16 protein-coding genes are annotated in these 15752 nt (G+C 63.5%); 9 read left to right on the top strand and 7 right to left on the bottom strand.

Annotated elements, in window-relative coordinates:
* Window positions 1-83 precede the first annotated feature (83 nt).
* From ACQ4W4_RS18350 to ACQ4W4_RS18340, 3 genes are all read left to right on the top strand, one after another.
* On the top strand, window positions 84-962 hold the full coding sequence (locus ACQ4W4_RS18350) for a flagellin N-terminal helical domain-containing protein (protein WP_077403203.1): 879 nt from the start codon (window positions 84-86) through the stop codon (window positions 960-962).
* Between the two features lie 173 nt (window positions 963-1135).
* Window positions 1136-2014, top strand: coding sequence for a flagellin N-terminal helical domain-containing protein (locus ACQ4W4_RS18345; protein WP_099664379.1), 879 nt, complete (start codon window positions 1136-1138; stop codon window positions 2012-2014).
* A 56-nt stretch (window positions 2015-2070) separates the two neighbouring features.
* Window positions 2071-3171, top strand: a complete 1101-nt coding sequence (locus ACQ4W4_RS18340; RefSeq protein WP_436543197.1) for a hypothetical protein — start codon at window positions 2071-2073, stop codon at window positions 3169-3171.
* Between the two features lie 68 nt (window positions 3172-3239).
* Here the strand turns inward: ACQ4W4_RS18340 and ACQ4W4_RS18335 are convergent, their stop codons facing one another.
* Genes ACQ4W4_RS18335 through ACQ4W4_RS18305 form a run of 7 tightly spaced genes read right to left on the bottom strand, consistent with a single transcriptional unit; the run spans window position 3240 to window position 9475 of the window.
* Window positions 3240-5327 (bottom strand): flagellar biosynthesis protein FlhA, encoded by a 2088-nt coding sequence (locus ACQ4W4_RS18335; protein ID WP_070220038.1) that lies wholly within the window; start codon window positions 5325-5327, stop codon window positions 3240-3242.
* Window positions 5324-6463, bottom strand: coding sequence for a flagellar type III secretion system protein FlhB (flhB, locus tag ACQ4W4_RS18330; protein ID WP_436543196.1), 1140 nt, complete (start codon window positions 6461-6463; stop codon window positions 5324-5326). Before flhB ends, ACQ4W4_RS18335 begins: the two co-directional genes overlap by 4 nt.
* Window positions 6453-7253: a flagellar biosynthetic protein FliR gene (locus ACQ4W4_RS18325; protein WP_230505569.1), complete on the bottom strand. Its 801-nt coding sequence runs from the start codon at window positions 7251-7253 to the stop codon at window positions 6453-6455. Before ACQ4W4_RS18325 ends, flhB begins: the two co-directional genes overlap by 11 nt.
* Window positions 7254-7264: 11 nt before the next feature.
* Window positions 7265-7537, bottom strand: coding sequence for a flagellar biosynthetic protein FliQ (locus ACQ4W4_RS18320; protein WP_034757874.1), 273 nt, complete (start codon window positions 7535-7537; stop codon window positions 7265-7267).
* 3 nt (window positions 7538-7540) lie between these two features.
* Window positions 7541-8311, bottom strand: coding sequence for a flagellar type III secretion system pore protein FliP (gene fliP / locus ACQ4W4_RS18315; protein ID WP_230518671.1), 771 nt, complete (start codon window positions 8309-8311; stop codon window positions 7541-7543).
* The gene (locus ACQ4W4_RS18310; RefSeq protein ID WP_436543195.1) at window positions 8308-8673 is read right to left on the bottom strand and encodes a FliM/FliN family flagellar motor switch protein; all 366 of its coding nucleotides are present in this window, start codon (window positions 8671-8673) and stop codon (window positions 8308-8310) included. Before ACQ4W4_RS18310 ends, fliP begins: the two co-directional genes overlap by 4 nt.
* 1 nt (window position 8674) lies before the next feature.
* Window positions 8675-9475, bottom strand: coding sequence for a FliM/FliN family flagellar motor switch protein (locus tag ACQ4W4_RS18305; protein ID WP_099411529.1), 801 nt, complete (start codon window positions 9473-9475; stop codon window positions 8675-8677).
* A gap of 629 nt (window positions 9476-10104) precedes the next feature.
* Between ACQ4W4_RS18305 and fliE the strand changes: the two genes are divergently transcribed.
* The 6 genes from fliE to ACQ4W4_RS18275 are packed head-to-tail and all read left to right on the top strand — an operon-like array spanning window position 10105 to window position 15697.
* Complete coding sequence (gene fliE, locus ACQ4W4_RS18300; RefSeq protein ID WP_034787870.1) at window positions 10105-10443, top strand: flagellar hook-basal body complex protein FliE; 339 nt, start codon at window positions 10105-10107, stop codon at window positions 10441-10443.
* Window positions 10444-10503: 60 nt separating this feature from the next.
* Window positions 10504-12240, top strand: coding sequence for a flagellar basal-body MS-ring/collar protein FliF (gene fliF, locus ACQ4W4_RS18295; protein ID WP_436543194.1), 1737 nt, complete (start codon window positions 10504-10506; stop codon window positions 12238-12240).
* Window positions 12218-13258 carry a flagellar motor switch protein FliG gene (locus tag ACQ4W4_RS18290; RefSeq protein WP_436543193.1) on the top strand — a complete coding sequence of 347 codons (1041 nt, stop codon included), beginning with the start codon at window positions 12218-12220 and terminating at the stop codon, window positions 13256-13258. Before fliF ends, ACQ4W4_RS18290 begins: the two co-directional genes overlap by 23 nt.
* Complete coding sequence (gene fliH, locus ACQ4W4_RS18285) at window positions 13255-13944, top strand: flagellar assembly protein FliH (protein WP_070219799.1); 690 nt, start codon at window positions 13255-13257, stop codon at window positions 13942-13944. The genes ACQ4W4_RS18290 and fliH overlap by 4 nt, the downstream gene beginning before the upstream one ends.
* Window positions 13941-15251 (top strand): flagellar protein export ATPase FliI, encoded by a 1311-nt coding sequence (gene fliI / locus ACQ4W4_RS18280; protein ID WP_436543192.1) that lies wholly within the window; start codon window positions 13941-13943, stop codon window positions 15249-15251. Before fliH ends, fliI begins: the two co-directional genes overlap by 4 nt.
* Window positions 15252-15259: 8 nt before the next feature.
* Complete coding sequence (locus ACQ4W4_RS18275; RefSeq protein WP_077403163.1) at window positions 15260-15697, top strand: flagellar export protein FliJ; 438 nt, start codon at window positions 15260-15262, stop codon at window positions 15695-15697.
* The last annotated feature ends 55 nt before the right edge of the window (window positions 15698-15752 follow it).

The following is a 15752-nucleotide window of genomic DNA, read 5'->3' as shown; positions in this document are numbered from 1 at the left end:
AAAGGCGCTCCCCTGTCGCCTTGTAGGGGTGAGGGCAAGAAATTACCTGCCGCTCGACGAATTCACTTACCAGGAGCAATACAATGCTGAGCCTTCACACCAACAACGCATCGCTGTCCGCACAGAACTCGATCGCCAAGACCCAATCGCAACTGTCGACCTCGATGACCCGCCTGTCGACCGGCTACCGCATCAACTCGGCAATGGACGACGCTGCCGGCCTGCAGATCGCTACCCGCCTGAAAGCACAGACCAGCGGCATGACGGTCGCCATGAGCAACACGCAAAACAGCACTTCGATGCTGCAAACGGCTGAAGGCGCGTTCGGCGAAGTCACCAACATGCTGGTGCGCATGAAAGACCTGGCCACGCAAGCTGCCGATGCTTCGTCGAACACGGCCGACAAGACCGCCATGCAAGCCGAATACGACGCGCTGGGCCTGGAACTGTACAACGTGATGACCAATACCACGTTCGGCGGCCAGAATCTGCTGGGCGACGGCACGACCGGCAAGGGCACCCTGTCGGAAGCCAAGATGACCTTCCAGATCGGCGCCGCCAAGTCGGAAACCATGGACTTCACCGTGCAAGCAGGCATGGTCACGCTGGACGGCGCGCTGAAAGGCCTGTCCGCCAACAACTTCAAGGCAACCAGCGCCGGCGTCGGCACGGAACTGACCGGCACGGCAAACGCCACGATCGACCTGCTGAAAAATGCCATCGACAATGTCGGCACGATCCGCTCCTCCCTGGGCGCCGCCGCCAACCGCCTCGACCACGTCAACAGCAACCTGTCGAACATCGCCACCAACACCAAGGCCGCTACCGGCCGCATCATGGACGTCGACTTCGCCACCGAAAGCTCGAACATGACCTCGTCGCAAATGCTGCTGCAAGCCGGCACCGCGATGCTGAAACAAAGCAACAGCATGTCCTCGATGGTCATGTCCTTGCTGCAATAATCTTTGCCGGGCCGCTTGCGGCCAGCAACGCCAAGCCAGACTGCGGTCTGGCTTTTTTTATGCGCGAAACGTATTTATTTTACTATATTGCCTTTCGATTTAACAATGCGGGCGGCGCAGTCGCCTATACAAGGTAGACCCGATTCACCCTCACCGCCCACCGGAGCCGCCTTGTGCTGAGCATTCACACCAATATCGCCGCAATGTACGCCCAAAGCGCCGCCGCCAGTGCGCAAAGCCGGCTGGCGACGTCGATGCAGCGCCTGTCCACCGGCTTTCGCATCAACTCGGCCATGGACGACGCCGCCGGCTTGCAGATTGCCACGCGCCTCAGTGCCCAGGTCAGCGGCATGACGGTGGCCATGCGCAACACGCAGAACAGCACCTCGATGCTGCAGACGGCCGAAGGCGCGTTTGGCGAAGTCACCGACATGCTGGTGCGCATGAAAGACCTGGCCACGCAGGCGGCCGACGCTTCATCCAACCAGACCGACCGCGACGCCATGCAGTCCGAATACGATGCGCTGGGGCTCGAGCTGTACAACGTCATGACCAACACCTCCTACGGCGGCGGCCTGCTGCTGGGCAACGGCAGTGCCGGCAAGGGCACCTTGTCGGAGGCGATGACCTTCCAGATCGGCGCCAGCAGCAGCGAAACCATGCAGTTCGACGTGTCAGGCAAGATGGGCGGCCTGGACACCTTGCTGAAAGCCATTTCGGCCAACTTTGCCGCCAGCGGCACGGCCGGCAGCGAAATCGGCACGAATGGCAGCGCCAACAACATGATCGACCAGCTGGCGGCGGCGCTCGACCAGGTCGGCGGCGTGCGCTCGGCCCTGGGCGCGGCGGCCAACCGCCTCGACCACGTGCACAACAACCTGGCCAACATGGTCACCAATACCAAGGCCGCCATCGGCCGCATCATGGATGTCGATTACGCGGCGGAGAGCGCCAACATGGTGTCGGCACAAATGTTGCTGCAGGCAAGCACGGCGATGCTCAAGCAAAGCCAGAGCATGCAGAAAATGATACTGTCCCTGTTGCAGCCATGATGGCTGATACCGCCTGACTCACCGGCTCTTATAGACTTTCATCTGGACATAGTGGCATGGCGATAGACCGCATTTCATCGGGCAATCCGGTGCCTCTGATTACCCAGCGCTTCGACGTCAGCCCCGCGACGCCGATGGTGCCGGGCGTGGTGCAGCCGCTGGTGCCGATCGGGCCCTACATGGCGCCCGCGCCCGACGCCGGTACTCTGCCCGCCCAGCTGCAGCAGCAGGGCCAGGACAGCCTGGCGTCCCTCATCAAGCCCAATGCCGATGGCACGGGCGGCGCCTTGCCGCGCGACAGCAGCGCCATGCAGGTCAATCAGCTGTTCTTCACGCGCCAGCTCGTCTGGCAGCCGCCCGACGCGGCGCAGCTGGCCGCCTCGTGGCGCGTGATGGTCAGGACCTATGGCGAACAATATGCGGCCCTGCAGGAACAGGCGCGCGGCCAGCACGTGCCGGGCAATCTGTTCATGGCCGAGCAACAACCGGCGCTGCTGCGCGAAGGCGTCCGTCCGCCCCTGACGGTCGACAGCGAAGCGTGGCGCTTTGCCGTGTATGGCTGGGGCGGCCAGCGCCTGCTGCTGCGCGTGCTGGCCAGCGACGAAGATGAAGAAGCGACACCGAGACGGCGCGGCAAGGTGGCGCTGCGCGTCGAACTGATCATCATCGGCGTCGGCCGGGTCGTGATCCAGATGGAGCCGTCCGGCGACGGCGTGCTGCTGGAACTGGCCGCCGACGAGGAAGCGGCGCTGCGCCATCTGCGCCTGGCCCTGCCCGAGATCGCCGACGCCGTGCGGCGCGCCGGCCTGCGCCTGGTGCGCTGCCGCCTGAACCGCCAGCTGCATGCACAGCGCATACACGGCAACTACCCGATGCAGGCGGGCGCCGCCTCGCTGTCGCTGGCCCTGTTCCGCGCCATGGCCGAAGTGGCCCTGCTGCTGACGCAGCCGGAAGCGGAAGCGGCGGCCGATCCCGACGCACCTGCGGCCCCCGCGGACGCGGCCGAAGAGGAAACCATCGTCACCTCGAAGGAAGTGGCGGCGCCGCTCGGTTACGACTATGGCGACGACGAAGACACGGTGCAAGGCCGCACCGTGCTGCTGCTGGCCGACGGCCAGGAGCACGACCTGCTGCCGCCCATCGACGAGCAGGATTGAGGCAACAGGATTGAGGCAACACAAAAAAAACGGCGCCCGCAGCGCCGTTTTTCTTTTTACTCCACCGCTTACCCCACCGTGCCGATGATGCTCACTTCGCGGTTTTCCGGGATTTCGTTGTATGACAGCACGTGCAGGCCAGGCGCGAACAGGCGCGCGTAGCGGGCCAGCAGCGGACGGATCTGCGGCAGCACCAGCAACAGCGGCGGCGTGGCCTGCTGCTTCATCTGCTCGCGCGCCACCGGCATGTTCACTTGCAGCTGCGACAGCAGATGCGGGTCGATCGGATAGTTATCGAGCGTCACCTTGCCCGACTGGCGCGCCTGGTTCAGGGAGCCGAGCAGCATGTTTTCCAGCTCGCCGCCCAGATTAAACGCCTGCATTTCCATCTTCTGGCCGAACAGGCCGCTGACGATCTGGCGCCGCAGCGCGCAACGCACCTCGGCCGCCAGCAGGATCGGATCCTTGGTCGTTTCCGAACTGTCGAGCAAGGTGGTGGCGATGGGCACGATATCCTTCAGTGACACATTTTCCGCCAACAAGACACGGAACACGCGCAGCATCTGCGTGTGCGTCAGCGCCTTGTCCAGCGCGCCGGCCAGCTTCGGCGACAGGGCCGTCAGGCGCTCCATCAGGTTCGAGACATCTTCGTGGCGAAACAGCTCCGGCAGGTATTCGCGCACCATTTTCGACAAGTGCGTGGCGATCACGCTCGGCGCCTCGATGACCTGGTAACCGAGGCCCAGCGCATGCGCCTTTTCACTCGGCTCGATCCACGTGACGGGCATGCCGTAGGCCGGTTCGATGCCGGGAATGCCGTCGAGCTGGCCATATACGTTCGGCGAGGGGATCGCCATCAGCCGGTCGGCCTGCACCTCCGCCTGCGCCACCACGGTGCCTGACAGCACGATCGCGTACTGCGACGGCTTCAGCGCCAGGTCGTCGCGCACGCCGATGTTCGGCAGCAGCAAACCCATCGCCTCGGACAGGCTCTGGCGCACGCCCTTGACGCGCTTGGTCAACGGTTCGCCCTGGGTTTTATCCACCATGCCGACCAGCTTGTAGCCGAGCATCACCATCAGCGGCTGCACGGCGGGCAGCTGCTGCCACTCCAGTTCGGCAGGCTTGTCGTCGCGCAAGGCTGCCTCGATGGCCGCCATGCCGGCCGCATCGGGTCCCTTCACGCGCTTGGTCAAGCGCCAGGCAACAAAGGCCAGCACGGCGGCAAAGGTCATGAACATGAACCACGGCATGCCCGGAATCAGGGCCAGCGCCACCATCATGCCGGCCGCGCTGTAGATCACCGTTGGCGAGGTCAGCACCTGGCCCGCCACCTGCTGCTCGAAATCGCCCGAATCGCTGATACGGGTCACCAGGATGGCGGCCGCGGCCGACAGCAGCAGCGCCGGAATCTGCGCCACCAGGCCATCGCCGATGGTCAGCAGTGCGTACTGGCGGAAGGCGTCGCCGAACGACAGGTCGTGCATCAGCGAGCCGATGGCCACGCCGCCCACCATGTTGATGATCAGGATCAGGATACTGGCGACGGCGTCGCCGCGCACGAACTTCGACGCGCCGTCCATGGCGCCATAGAAATCGGCTTCGGCGGCCACGTCCTTGCGCCGGATCTGGGCTTTTTCCTGGTTGATCAGGCCGGCGTTCAGGTCGGCGTCGATCGCCATCTGCTTGCCCGGCAAGGCATCGAGGGTAAAGCGCGCCGACACTTCCGAGATGCGCTCGGCGCCCTTGGTGACAACGGCGAAGTTGATGATCATCAAGATCACGAAGACCACGATACCGACGACGAAGTTACCTCCGATCACGACGTTACCAAACGCCTCGATCACCTTACCGGCCGCGTCCGCGCCCGTATGGCCGTGCAGCAGCACCACGCGCGTGGACGCCACGTTCAGAGTCAGCCTGAGCATGGTGGTGGCCAGGATCACCGTCGGGAAGACGGAGAAGTCGAGCGGCCGCTTGGCCGAGACGCTGACGAGGATGACGATCAGTGCCAGCACGATATTGAAAGTGAACAAGATATCGAGCAGCACGGGCGGCAGCGGCAAGATGATCATCGCCAGGATCACCAGCAGGAACAGCGGCGTGGCGAACTTGTGGCGGCGCATTTCGGCAACCAACCGGTTCAGGAAATTCATGAAGGTACTACCTCGCTCAAATGAGATGGCACGACCACCTCGGTGGGAAATGGGGGCTGGGCGGCGCGCTGCCCAGTACGGAATGCTTTCAGCTGCAGGATGTAGTTGAGCACCTGCGACACGGCCTGGTACAGCTGCACGGGAATCTGCTGCTGCACCTGGCTGGTGTTGTAGATGGCGCGCGCCAGCGGCGGCAACTCCAGCGTTTCGATGTTGTGTTCCTTCGCCACCTGGCGGATATACAGCGCCATCTCGTCGACGCCCTTGGCCACGACAAACGGCGCCTCGGCGCGGTCCTGATCATACTTGAGCGCGACGGCGTAATGCTCGGGGTTGACGATCACCACGTCGGCGTCGGGCACGGTCTTGCGCACGCTGCGCCGGCCGATCTGCTGCTGCAGCTGGCGGATGCGCTGGCGCACTTCGGGCCGCCCTTCGCTGCTTTTATGTTCTTCCTTGACGTCCTGCTTGCTCATGCGCTGGTTGCGGGCAAAGAAAAACGCCTGCGCCGGCACATCGATGATGGCAAACAGCACGAAGACGGAAATGAGCGCCATCAGGCCGTCGAGCATCAGCGCCGAGCCGTCGAGCATGGCTTGCTGCAGGGGCCGGTGTTGCAGATCCACGTACTGCGTCAGGCTGGAGCGGCTCACGTGCACGAGCACCATGCCCAGCACGGCGGCCTTGGCGATCGACAAGCCGAATTCAAAGCCATGCTTGGGCGACACCAGGCGGCCCAGGTTCTTGGCCGGACTCAGGCGCTCCATCTTCGGCATCCAGTTCTTCGTGCTGATGACCCAGCCGCCAGGGACCAATGAGCCGAGCACGACAAACAAGGGCACGCAGAACAGCGGCACGATCATCTTGATCAGCAAGCTCACGGAAGTCGTAAACGCCATCGACATGGCATTGTCCAGCGCGCCCTTGCTGTCGAGCGGCATGAATGCCATGGCGAACAGCTCGCGAAAGCTCACCAGATAGCCGGGCAGCAGGTAAATGAAGACCTTCATGCTGATCAAAATGCCCAGCGCCGTCGACAGGTCGCGCGAACGCACCACCTGCCCTTCCTGGCGCGATTTCTTCAGCTTCTGTGCTGAAGCCTTTTCTGTCTTGTCGCCCGTGCTGCTATCCGCCATGGGCCACCCGCATCTGTTCGGCGATCATGTCGAGCACGCGGTTCGTCATGGCAATGTAGTGCTCCGGGATAAAGCGCACGATCTGCCCCAGCATCAGCAGCCCGAACATGGTAATCATGGAAAAGCCCAGCGAAAACAGGTTCAGCGACGGCGCCACGCGGTTCAGGAAGCCAAAGCCCAGTTGCACCACCATGGTGGAAAAGACGATGGGCAAGGCCAGCAGCATGGCGGCGGCGAAAATCCACGCCACGTTATACGCCACCGTCTGCAGCAGCAGCGGTCCGTAGCCCTGCCCCACGGGCCAGGCCTTGAAACTGGCGCCGATCACGCCCGTCAGCACGAGGTGGCCATCGATGGCGAAAAACACGATCATGCACATGATGGTGAGCATCCCCGTGATCACGTCCGACGAGGTGCCGTTGAGCGGATCGTTCATGACGGCCATGGAAAAGCCCACCTGGCTCGACACGAGGTAGCCAAGCACCGACATGACCGACATGGCGAAGTGGAAAGCCAGGCCCAGGACGAAGCCGATGATGGCCTGCTCCAGGGTGGCGACGAGGGCGTGCAGGGAAAACGGATCGATCTTCAACAAGTCCTGCGACACGCCCGACGCCTGCATGACGGGCAGCATCAGGATCGCCAGCACCAGCGACAGCAGCACCCGCACGGGGACGGGCACCATGGCGTCGCCGATTACGGGCGAAGCGCTGAGCATGGCCAGGATGCGGCAGAACGGCCACCACACGGCCAGCAGAAACGGCAGCACCTGATTGAAAATCTGATCCATGGCGCGCGGCGCTATCCGACCAGGGTGGCGGCGCGCTGAAAAATGGACACGCAATAATCCATCAGGTAACCGGCCATCCAGCGTCCGGCCAGGATCAGGGCCAGCAGGGTGACCAGCAGGCGCGGCAGGAAACTCATGGTCTGTTCATTGATCGAGGTGGCCGCCTGCACCAGCGCGACCAGCAAGCCCATGAGCAAACCCGGCACGACCAGAATCACCACCAGCAGCATGACGACATGCAGCGCTTCGATGATCAGGTCGACGGCGACTTCAGGGGTAAACATCGGTCAATAGCCCTGTATGCTGGTAACTAAGGTGTTGACGGTCAGCGTCCAGCCGTCGACCAGCACGAACAGCAGCAGCTTGAACGGCAGCGAGATGACGAGCGGCGAGAGCATCATCATACCCATGGCCATCAGCACGGACGCCACCACCAGATCGATGATGAGGAAGGGGATGAACAGCATGCAGCCGATCTGGAACGCTGTCTTGAGTTCGGACAACACGAATGCGGCCAGCTTGACCGTGAAACTGTGGTCTTGCGGACGCATGGTCGACGGTTCGCCGGCCAGGTGCGCGATCTGCGCCAGCGCGGCCTTGCTCGTCTGCGCCAGCATGAAGCGCGAAATCGGCACTTCGGCGATCTTCAGCGCTTCCTGCATGCCGATCTGGTCGCGGTCGTAGGGCACGAACGCTTCCTTCCACACCTGGTCGCCGATGGGACGCATGACCAGCAAGGTGAGGATCAGGGCGATGCCGGTGACGATACGGTTGGGCAAGCCCTGCTGCAGGCCCAGGGCCTGGCGCAGCAGGGACAGCACGATGACGAAGCGGGTAAAGCTGGTCATCATCATGACCATCACGGGCAGCAGCCCGAGCAGCGTCATGACGACGAGGATCTGCATCTTGACCGACAAGTCGGTCTTCGCGCCCGGCACCACGCCAGCGAGCAGGTCCTGTGCGCCGGCGGCGCTGCAGCACAGCATCAGAACAGGGACAGCCAGCGCGGCAGCCAGCGCGCCGCGGCGCCGGCTCAAGCCGGGTACCGCCAGCTTCATGCTGTCATCAGGTCGAGATTGAGGCCGTCGAGGTCGATGACTTTCAGGCCATAGTTCTCGCCGGCCACCACCACTTCGGCACGGCCGATCGGCGTGCCATTGACCTTGATCACCAGCGGTTCGCCGGCCAGCATGTCGAGTTCGATCACGCTTTCCGGGCCGATGGCCATCAACTCTTCCAGTGAAATGCGGGCCGAGCCCACTTCCAGGGTCAGGGTGACGGGAATCTTGCGCATCATCTGCGGAATGTCGCGGCGCGCGCGGGTGCTGGCCACTTCGGAGACGTCGCCCTGGTCGATGATCATGTCATCGCCCAGGTCTTCCAGCAGGGTTTCGCTCTGGTTGGTATCGGTCATATTCATATTATTCGACATCTTCAAATGAGGTTAAACAGAGCTTGCCCTTGTGTTCGGAAACAGCCGCTGTAAATAAACGGGAGTCGTCCAACATGACGTCGGTACGGCTCAGACTGACGGGAATCACGTCGCCCACGCGCAGGTCGAACAAGGCGCCCAGCTGCATCTGCTTGCTGACGAGCCGGCCTTCCAGGGTCACTTGCAGGCGCGAAGCGAGCGGGCGCACGCTGCCACGCAAGGCTTTCTTCGCTTGCGCGCGTTCGGGCAGCAGGCCGCGCAACACATCGGCCATCAGGCGCTTGTCCAGCGAGAACCAGAACTGGCCGCTCTGCCCCGCCTCGACGTCGCTGAGCGACACGGTGACGATCCAGCTGCCGCGCGCCGGGTGCACGCCGGACTGCACGGCCACCTCGGCACTGGTGTCGATGTCGCTGCTCTTGCCCAGGGTTTGCAAATTCTTGTGGATGCGCGTGAACAAACTGTTCACCAACTGTTGTCCCAGCACCACAGCGAGGCGCTCTTCCGTGGCCGTCACGCGCACTTGCGCCGGATCGGGCAGCGCGCCCTTGGCGCCGGCACTACCGTAGCGATAGTTCAGCACGCTCAAGAGGATCTGCCGTTCGAGCGCAAAACCCGGCTGACCAGCCGGCGTGGAAAAACTCAGCCAGCGATTCGCGCTGTCCTCGCTCTCCACGCGCGACAAGGTCACGGCATCGATCTGGAAATTGCCCCAGTAGCGCCGGCTCATCGGCTGGCGCAGGGCCACGGCCAGGTCGTCGCGCAGCTGGGCGCCGAATACATGCAGCAAATGGACAGGACGTCCAAGCAGACAGGAATCGAGGACTTGATGGCGCACAGTTTGATCTGTCTTGGTAATGATTGTCATGTAGTGGTCATGTCGGTATTGCGGTGGCAGAACAAATTATACGGATCGCCCGAAATTAAATACAGCATCATCTTGGCCTTGCCAACCGGCCGGCGAGCAAACGATTGCGCATCGTATCGCATGCTGGATGACTACGGTGCTGAACAATACATGAAAAAGCAAAATATTGCCATGTATCAATATTCCTTGAGGCAATCCTCTCTTTACTTTATAGTTGCCTCGAGGTAAGCTTATAGCGAGAAAAAAGTGATTTGCAGTGCGCCATTCCGCTTACCTGATTCCGGTTTTTATGGCAGTTTCCAGCCCCTCTTATTGCCACCAGAAGAAACTTTTATCAGATAATTATTAGTTGTCATGGCCATGTAAATCATTCGGCGCGAGTCTGCCGGGTTTGTTTGAATCTGCTTGAGCGGATGGTGTGGCAACTGATAACACTGATGGGCTCTGTCAATTGGGCCGGGCAAGATGGCATTGGATGTAATGCCTGCCGGAATGGCAACACCAGTAATTTCTGATTGATACGTCACCGCATATTGAAAGTAGAGGGCAAGATGAGCAACGAACTCGCAGGTCTGATCAAGGCCGATCTGGCAGCACTGAGCAATGACGCGCGCGCCCTGGGCGCCAGCATCGCGCCGGCCGCCCAGTTCGGCGCGCCGGAACAATCCGGCTTCTCGTTTGCGCAAAGCATGAAAGACGCCATCGGCAAGGTCAACGGCGACGACCGCATGGCTGCGCAGAAAATGAGCGACGTCGACAGCGGCAAGAGCGACGACATGGTCGGCGCCATGCTGGCCAGCCAGGAAGCGAGCCTGTCCTTCTCCATGTTGATGCAAGTGCGCAACAAGGTCATGGGCGCCGTCGACGAACTCATCAAACTGCCTCTGTAATCTTCACGTCCTGATCCACGCCCAGCCTCCCAGCGAAAGTTACCCCAAGTGATTACCCCCATGAAGTCCGCATTTGCGCGCTGGCGCCTTGGCGCCCAGCCCGCCATCCCGCCCGCCCTGCTGAAAAACCTGGTTCCCATCGTCGTGCTGGCCATCGGCATCACCGCCATGGTGACCATGTATGCCTGGCGCGACCAGGCCAACTACAAGCCGGTGTTTGGCGCGCGCGAAAAAGTGGCCGTGACGGACATGATGGCCACCCTGGACGCCGAGCACATCCCCTACCGTTTGCATCCGGACAGCGGCCAGGTGCTGGTGCCCGACGCCATGCTGGGCAAGGTGCGCATGCTGCTCGCCTCGAAGGGCGTGACGGCGCAGCTGCCGGCCGGCCTGGAACTGATGGACAAGAATGACCCGCTGGGCGTATCGCAATTCGTGCAGGACGTGCGCTTCCGCCGCGGCCTGGAAGGCGAGCTGGCGCAAAGCATCATGACGATGGACGCGATCGCTTCGGCGCGCGTCCATCTGTCGATTGCCAAGTCGACGTCGTTTGTCGCCAGTGACGGCGACAAATCGTCGGCCTCCATCGTCGTGGCGCTGAAACCGGGCCGCACCCTGGCGCCGGAACAGATCGCCGCCGTCATCAACATGGTGGCCGGCAGCGTCGCCAGCCTGGCGCCCACGCGCGTGAGCCTGGTCGACCAGGGCGGCAACCTGCTGTCCTCGCACGTCGACCTGACGGACGGCTTCGATGCGTCGGCCGCCGGCAATGAAGGCGCGAAACGCTTCCAGGATGAAATCCGCCGCAACGTCACGGGCTTGCTGGGTCCCGTCATCGGCGAAGACAACTTCAAGCTCAGCGTGACGGCCGCCGTGAACAACGACCGCGTGGACGAAACGCTGGAAAAATACGGCGAAGCCCCGAAAGTGACGAGCGAAGCGATGCGCGAAGAGCAGGAGCGCAACCGCACCGTGGCCGGCATTCCCGGCAGCCTGTCGAACCGCCCGCCGGCGGCCGCCGTGCCGGCGCCGGCCGACGCCGCCGGCGCCGCGCCCGCCGATGGCGCGCCGAAGCCGTCCGACGACGGCACGGCCCGCAAGAACGCCACCACGCGCCAGTACGCCTACGACCGCAGCATCACGCAGATCAAGCGCAGCCGTGGCCGCCTGGAAAAACTCAGCGTCGCCGTCGTCCTCAACAGCGCCGCCGCACCGAACCCGAAAACGGGCTGGACACCAGCCGAACTGGGCAATATTGAAAAAATGCTGAGCAGCGGCCTGGGCATCAACGCTCAGCGCGGCGACAGCCTGAGCCTGACGGCGCTGGCCTTCCCGGCCAAGCCGCCCGTGGCGCAGTGGTGGGAAGAGCGCGACACCGTCGTCGATTTCAGCAGCTGGCTGCTGTACGCCCTGGGCGCCGTGCTCGGCTACTTCCTGATCCTGCGTCCGCTGCTGCGCCTGTTGACCACGCGCCTGGCGCCGCCGGCACTGAAACAGCTCGATCCGGCCCTGGCGCTGGGCGGCGGCAGCGCCGCCGCCGGCGCCAATGGCGCGGCCGTTGCCGGCGCGCCAGCCCTGGGCGTGAATGGCAGCCCGCTGGCGCTCGAAGGCGAGGCCGCCGCCGGCAACACCATGCCGGTCGTGCCGCTGCTGGAAAATTATGACTTGCCGCCACCAGGCTCGGCGGTCGACGTGATGGTCGACCACCTGAAAGTGCTGGCGGAAAAAGAACCCGAGCGTGTCGCCGAAGTCGTCAAACAATGGATGCAGAAAAATGGCCGAACTCAACAACAATAATCCCTCCGACGGCGCCGAATACGAAAGCGCCAGCCTGAACCCCGTGGAACAGGCCGCCATTGTGCTGCTGAGCATCGGCGAAGAACAGGCCGCCAATGTGCTGCGCTGCCTGTCGCGTGAAGAATTGCTGGAAGTCACGCAGGTGATGTCGCGCATGAGCGGCATCAAGGTCGAATCCGTGAAAACGGCGATGCAGACCTTCTTCGACGACTACCGCCAGCAAAGCGGCGTGCATGGCGCTTCGCGCAGCTACCTGAAGCGCTCGCTGGACATGGCGCTGGGCAGCGATATCGCAAATAGCGTGCTCAACAACATTTACGGCGACGCCATCCGCCCCAAAATGGCGCGCCTGCAATGGGCCTCGCCAAAATGGCTGGCCGAATACATCGTCAACGAACACGTGCAGATGCAGGCCGTGTTCCTGGCCTTCCTGCCGCCCGCGCTGGCCGGCCAGATCCTCGACGCCCTGCCCGTCGAAGGCCGCGACCTGGTCTTGCTGAACCTGGCGCGCCTGGACGAGATCGACCGCGACCTGCTGGTCGAACTCGACGAACTGGTGGGCCGCTGCCTGGGCGCGCTCGACACGCAAAGCACCAGCGTGGAAGGCATCCGCCAGGCGGCCGAGATTCTCAACCGCATGCCGGGCAACCGCGCCGCGCTGGTCGAGCTGCTGCGCGCGCACGACCCGGACGTCGTGTCGGAAATCGAACTGAGCATGTACGACTTCCTGATCCTGGCCACGCAGAGCGATGTCACGCTCACGCGCATCCTGGAAGACGTGCCGATGGAACAGTGGGCGATTGCACTGAAGGGTGCGGAACCGTCTATCCGCGACGCCGTGCTGAAAACCATGCCGCGCCGCCAGGCGCAGAGCTTCGAAGACATGATGCGCCGCTCCGGCCCCGTGCCGCTGTCGCGCATCGAACAGACGCGCCAGGAAATCATGGCCACCGTCAAGGGCCTCGCCGATGCGGGCGAGATCGAAGTGCAACTGTTTGCTGAAGCGGTGATCGAATGAAACACTTCCGCTCGTATCGTTTCCCGCCGCTGTCGCAATTCATCGCCGCCGGCCAGCGTGCCTCCAACGAGGACACGGATGGCCAGTGGCAGGCGTCCGTCTCGGAAGGTTTCGAGCAGGGCCAGCGCGACGGCTACGAAGTGGGCCTGGTGCAAGGCCAGCAGGATGGCTACGACGCCGGACGCAGCGACGGCATGGCGCAGGGCCGCGAAGAAGGCCGCAATGAAACCCTGGTGGCGCTGGACCGCCTGGCGCGCCCCGTCGACGCCATCTTGCGCGACCTGAAAAAAGTGCGCGCCGATTACCGCGAAGCGCAGCGCAAGGAAGTGGTCGACCTGGTGGCCAAGGTGGCGCGCCAGGTGATCCGCGCGGAACTGGCGCTGCAGCCGGTGCAATTGCTGGCCCTGGTCGACGAGACCCTGGCCTCGATGCCGCCCACGCGCGAGGAAATCGACGTCTTCCTCAATCCGGAAGAACTCAAACGCATCAGCGAACTCGATCCGAAGCGCGCCAAGCGCTGGAACCTGATCGCCGACGCGCGCCTCGACGCGGGCGAATGCCGCATCAAGGCCGGCGACAATGAAGTCGACGCCGGCTGCCATCAGCGTCTGTCGGCCTGCATGGAGCAGGTCAGCAGCCATCTGGCGCTGGCCGCCGAACACGCAGACCACGGCGCGCCTGCATGATCGCCGACACGCTGCGCAGCTTCGAGATCGGCGACATTCCGGTCGCGACCCCTACCGGCCGCCTGGTCGGCGCCTCCGGCCTGCTGCTGGAAAGCGCCGGCTGCCGCCTGCACACGGGCCAGCGTTGTCAAATTGAAACTGTCAGCGGCGAGTGGCTCGATGCGCAAGTCGTCGGTTTCCGCGAAAAACTTTCCTATCTGATGCCGTTCAAGAAGGCCACGGGCCTGACCACGGGCGCGCGCGTGCTGCCCCTGCCCGACAAGGCCAGCCTGCAGATCGGCCCGTCGTGGCTGGGCCGCATGGTCAATGGCCTGGGCGAGCCGATCGACGACCTGGGCCGCCTCGGCGGCGAACACATCCTGGAAGTCACGCCGCCGAAGATCAATCCCCTGAAGAAACAACCGGTGGTCGAGCCGCTGGACGTGGGCGTGCGCGCCATCAACAGCATGCTGACCCTGGGCAAGGGCCAGCGCGTGGGCCTGATGGCCGGTTCCGGCGTCGGCAAGAGCGTGCTGCTGGGTCTGATCACGCGCCAGACGGTGGCCGATGTCGTCGTCGTCGGCCTGATCGGCGAGCGGGGCCGCGAAGTGCGCGAATTCGTGGAAAAATCGCTGGGCGCCGAAGGCTTGAAAAAGGCCGTGCTGGTGATCGCGCCGGCCGACGAATCGCCCTTGATGCGCATCATGGCCACCGAACTGTGCCATTCGATCGCCGCCCATTACCGCGACCAGGGCAAGCACGTGCTGCTGCTGGTCGACTCGCTGACGCGCTACGCCATGGCCTTGCGCGAAGTGGCGCTGGCCCTGGGCGAGCCGCCGGCCACGCGCGGCTACCCGCCGTCCGTGTTTTCGAACCTGCCGCAACTGGTGGAAAGCGCCGGCAATGGCGCCCATCCGGAAGGCAGCATGAGCGCCATCTACACGGTGCTGGCCGAAGGCGACGACCAGCAGGACCCGGTGGTCGATACGGCGCGCGCGATTCTCGACGGCCACATCGTGCTTACGCGCGAACTGGCGGAGCGGGGCCACTACCCCGCCATCGATATCGCCGCCTCGATCAGCCGCTGCATGGCGCAGGTGATCACGCCCCCCCACATGCAGGCGGCGCGCGCGCTGAAAGCGTCGATGGCGCGCCATGCGCGCGTGCGCGACCTGATCCCGCTGGGCGCCTACGTGCCCGGCGCCGACCCGGTCACCGACCGCGCCGTGCAGCTGCACGCCCCCATCGAAGCCTTCCTGTGCCAGGGCACCAAGGAAGAGGCGCCGATGGGGCCGTGCATCGAACAACTTGAACAGATCATGGCCTAGGAGCATACGTGAGCGACGCGCATACCATCCGCAACCTGACCACCCTGGTCGGCCTGCGCAGCACCGAAGTGGAACGCCTGCAAGGCGAAATGGCGGCGCAGACGGCCGTGCGCGAGCGCTACCAGAAAAACCTGGAGCGCCTGACGGGCCTGTACACGGATAGCGGCCCCAGCGGCGCCCTGCCCCTGGCCCTGTCCGTCAACTGCGGCAACTTCAAGCAAGCCGTCATGCAGATGGCCGACCAGCACCGTACCGACCTGCATTTGCACGAGGCCAACATGGCCGTCTCGCAACGCGCGCTCAATACCGCCTGGGCCAAGCGCGAAGTGCTGGACCAGGTGCTGACGCAAAAACAAAAATATGTTGCAAATGAGCAACAACGTGTCGATGCCAAGCGGCAAGACGAGCTGGCGACGCAATTCTGGTTCCGCGGGCAGGTAAAATGAGCTTGGTATAAGTTTCTTTCAGGAAAACTTCACAAAACGGGAATAGGGGTCGCCT

The sequence above is a fragment of the Janthinobacterium glycogeni genome (assembly GCF_051380725.1).
Taxonomy (GTDB): Bacteria; Pseudomonadota; Gammaproteobacteria; order Burkholderiales; family Burkholderiaceae_D; genus Janthinobacterium.
The sequence above is the reverse complement of the archived record's forward strand: the minus strand, read 5'-3'. Positions and strand labels throughout refer to the sequence as shown.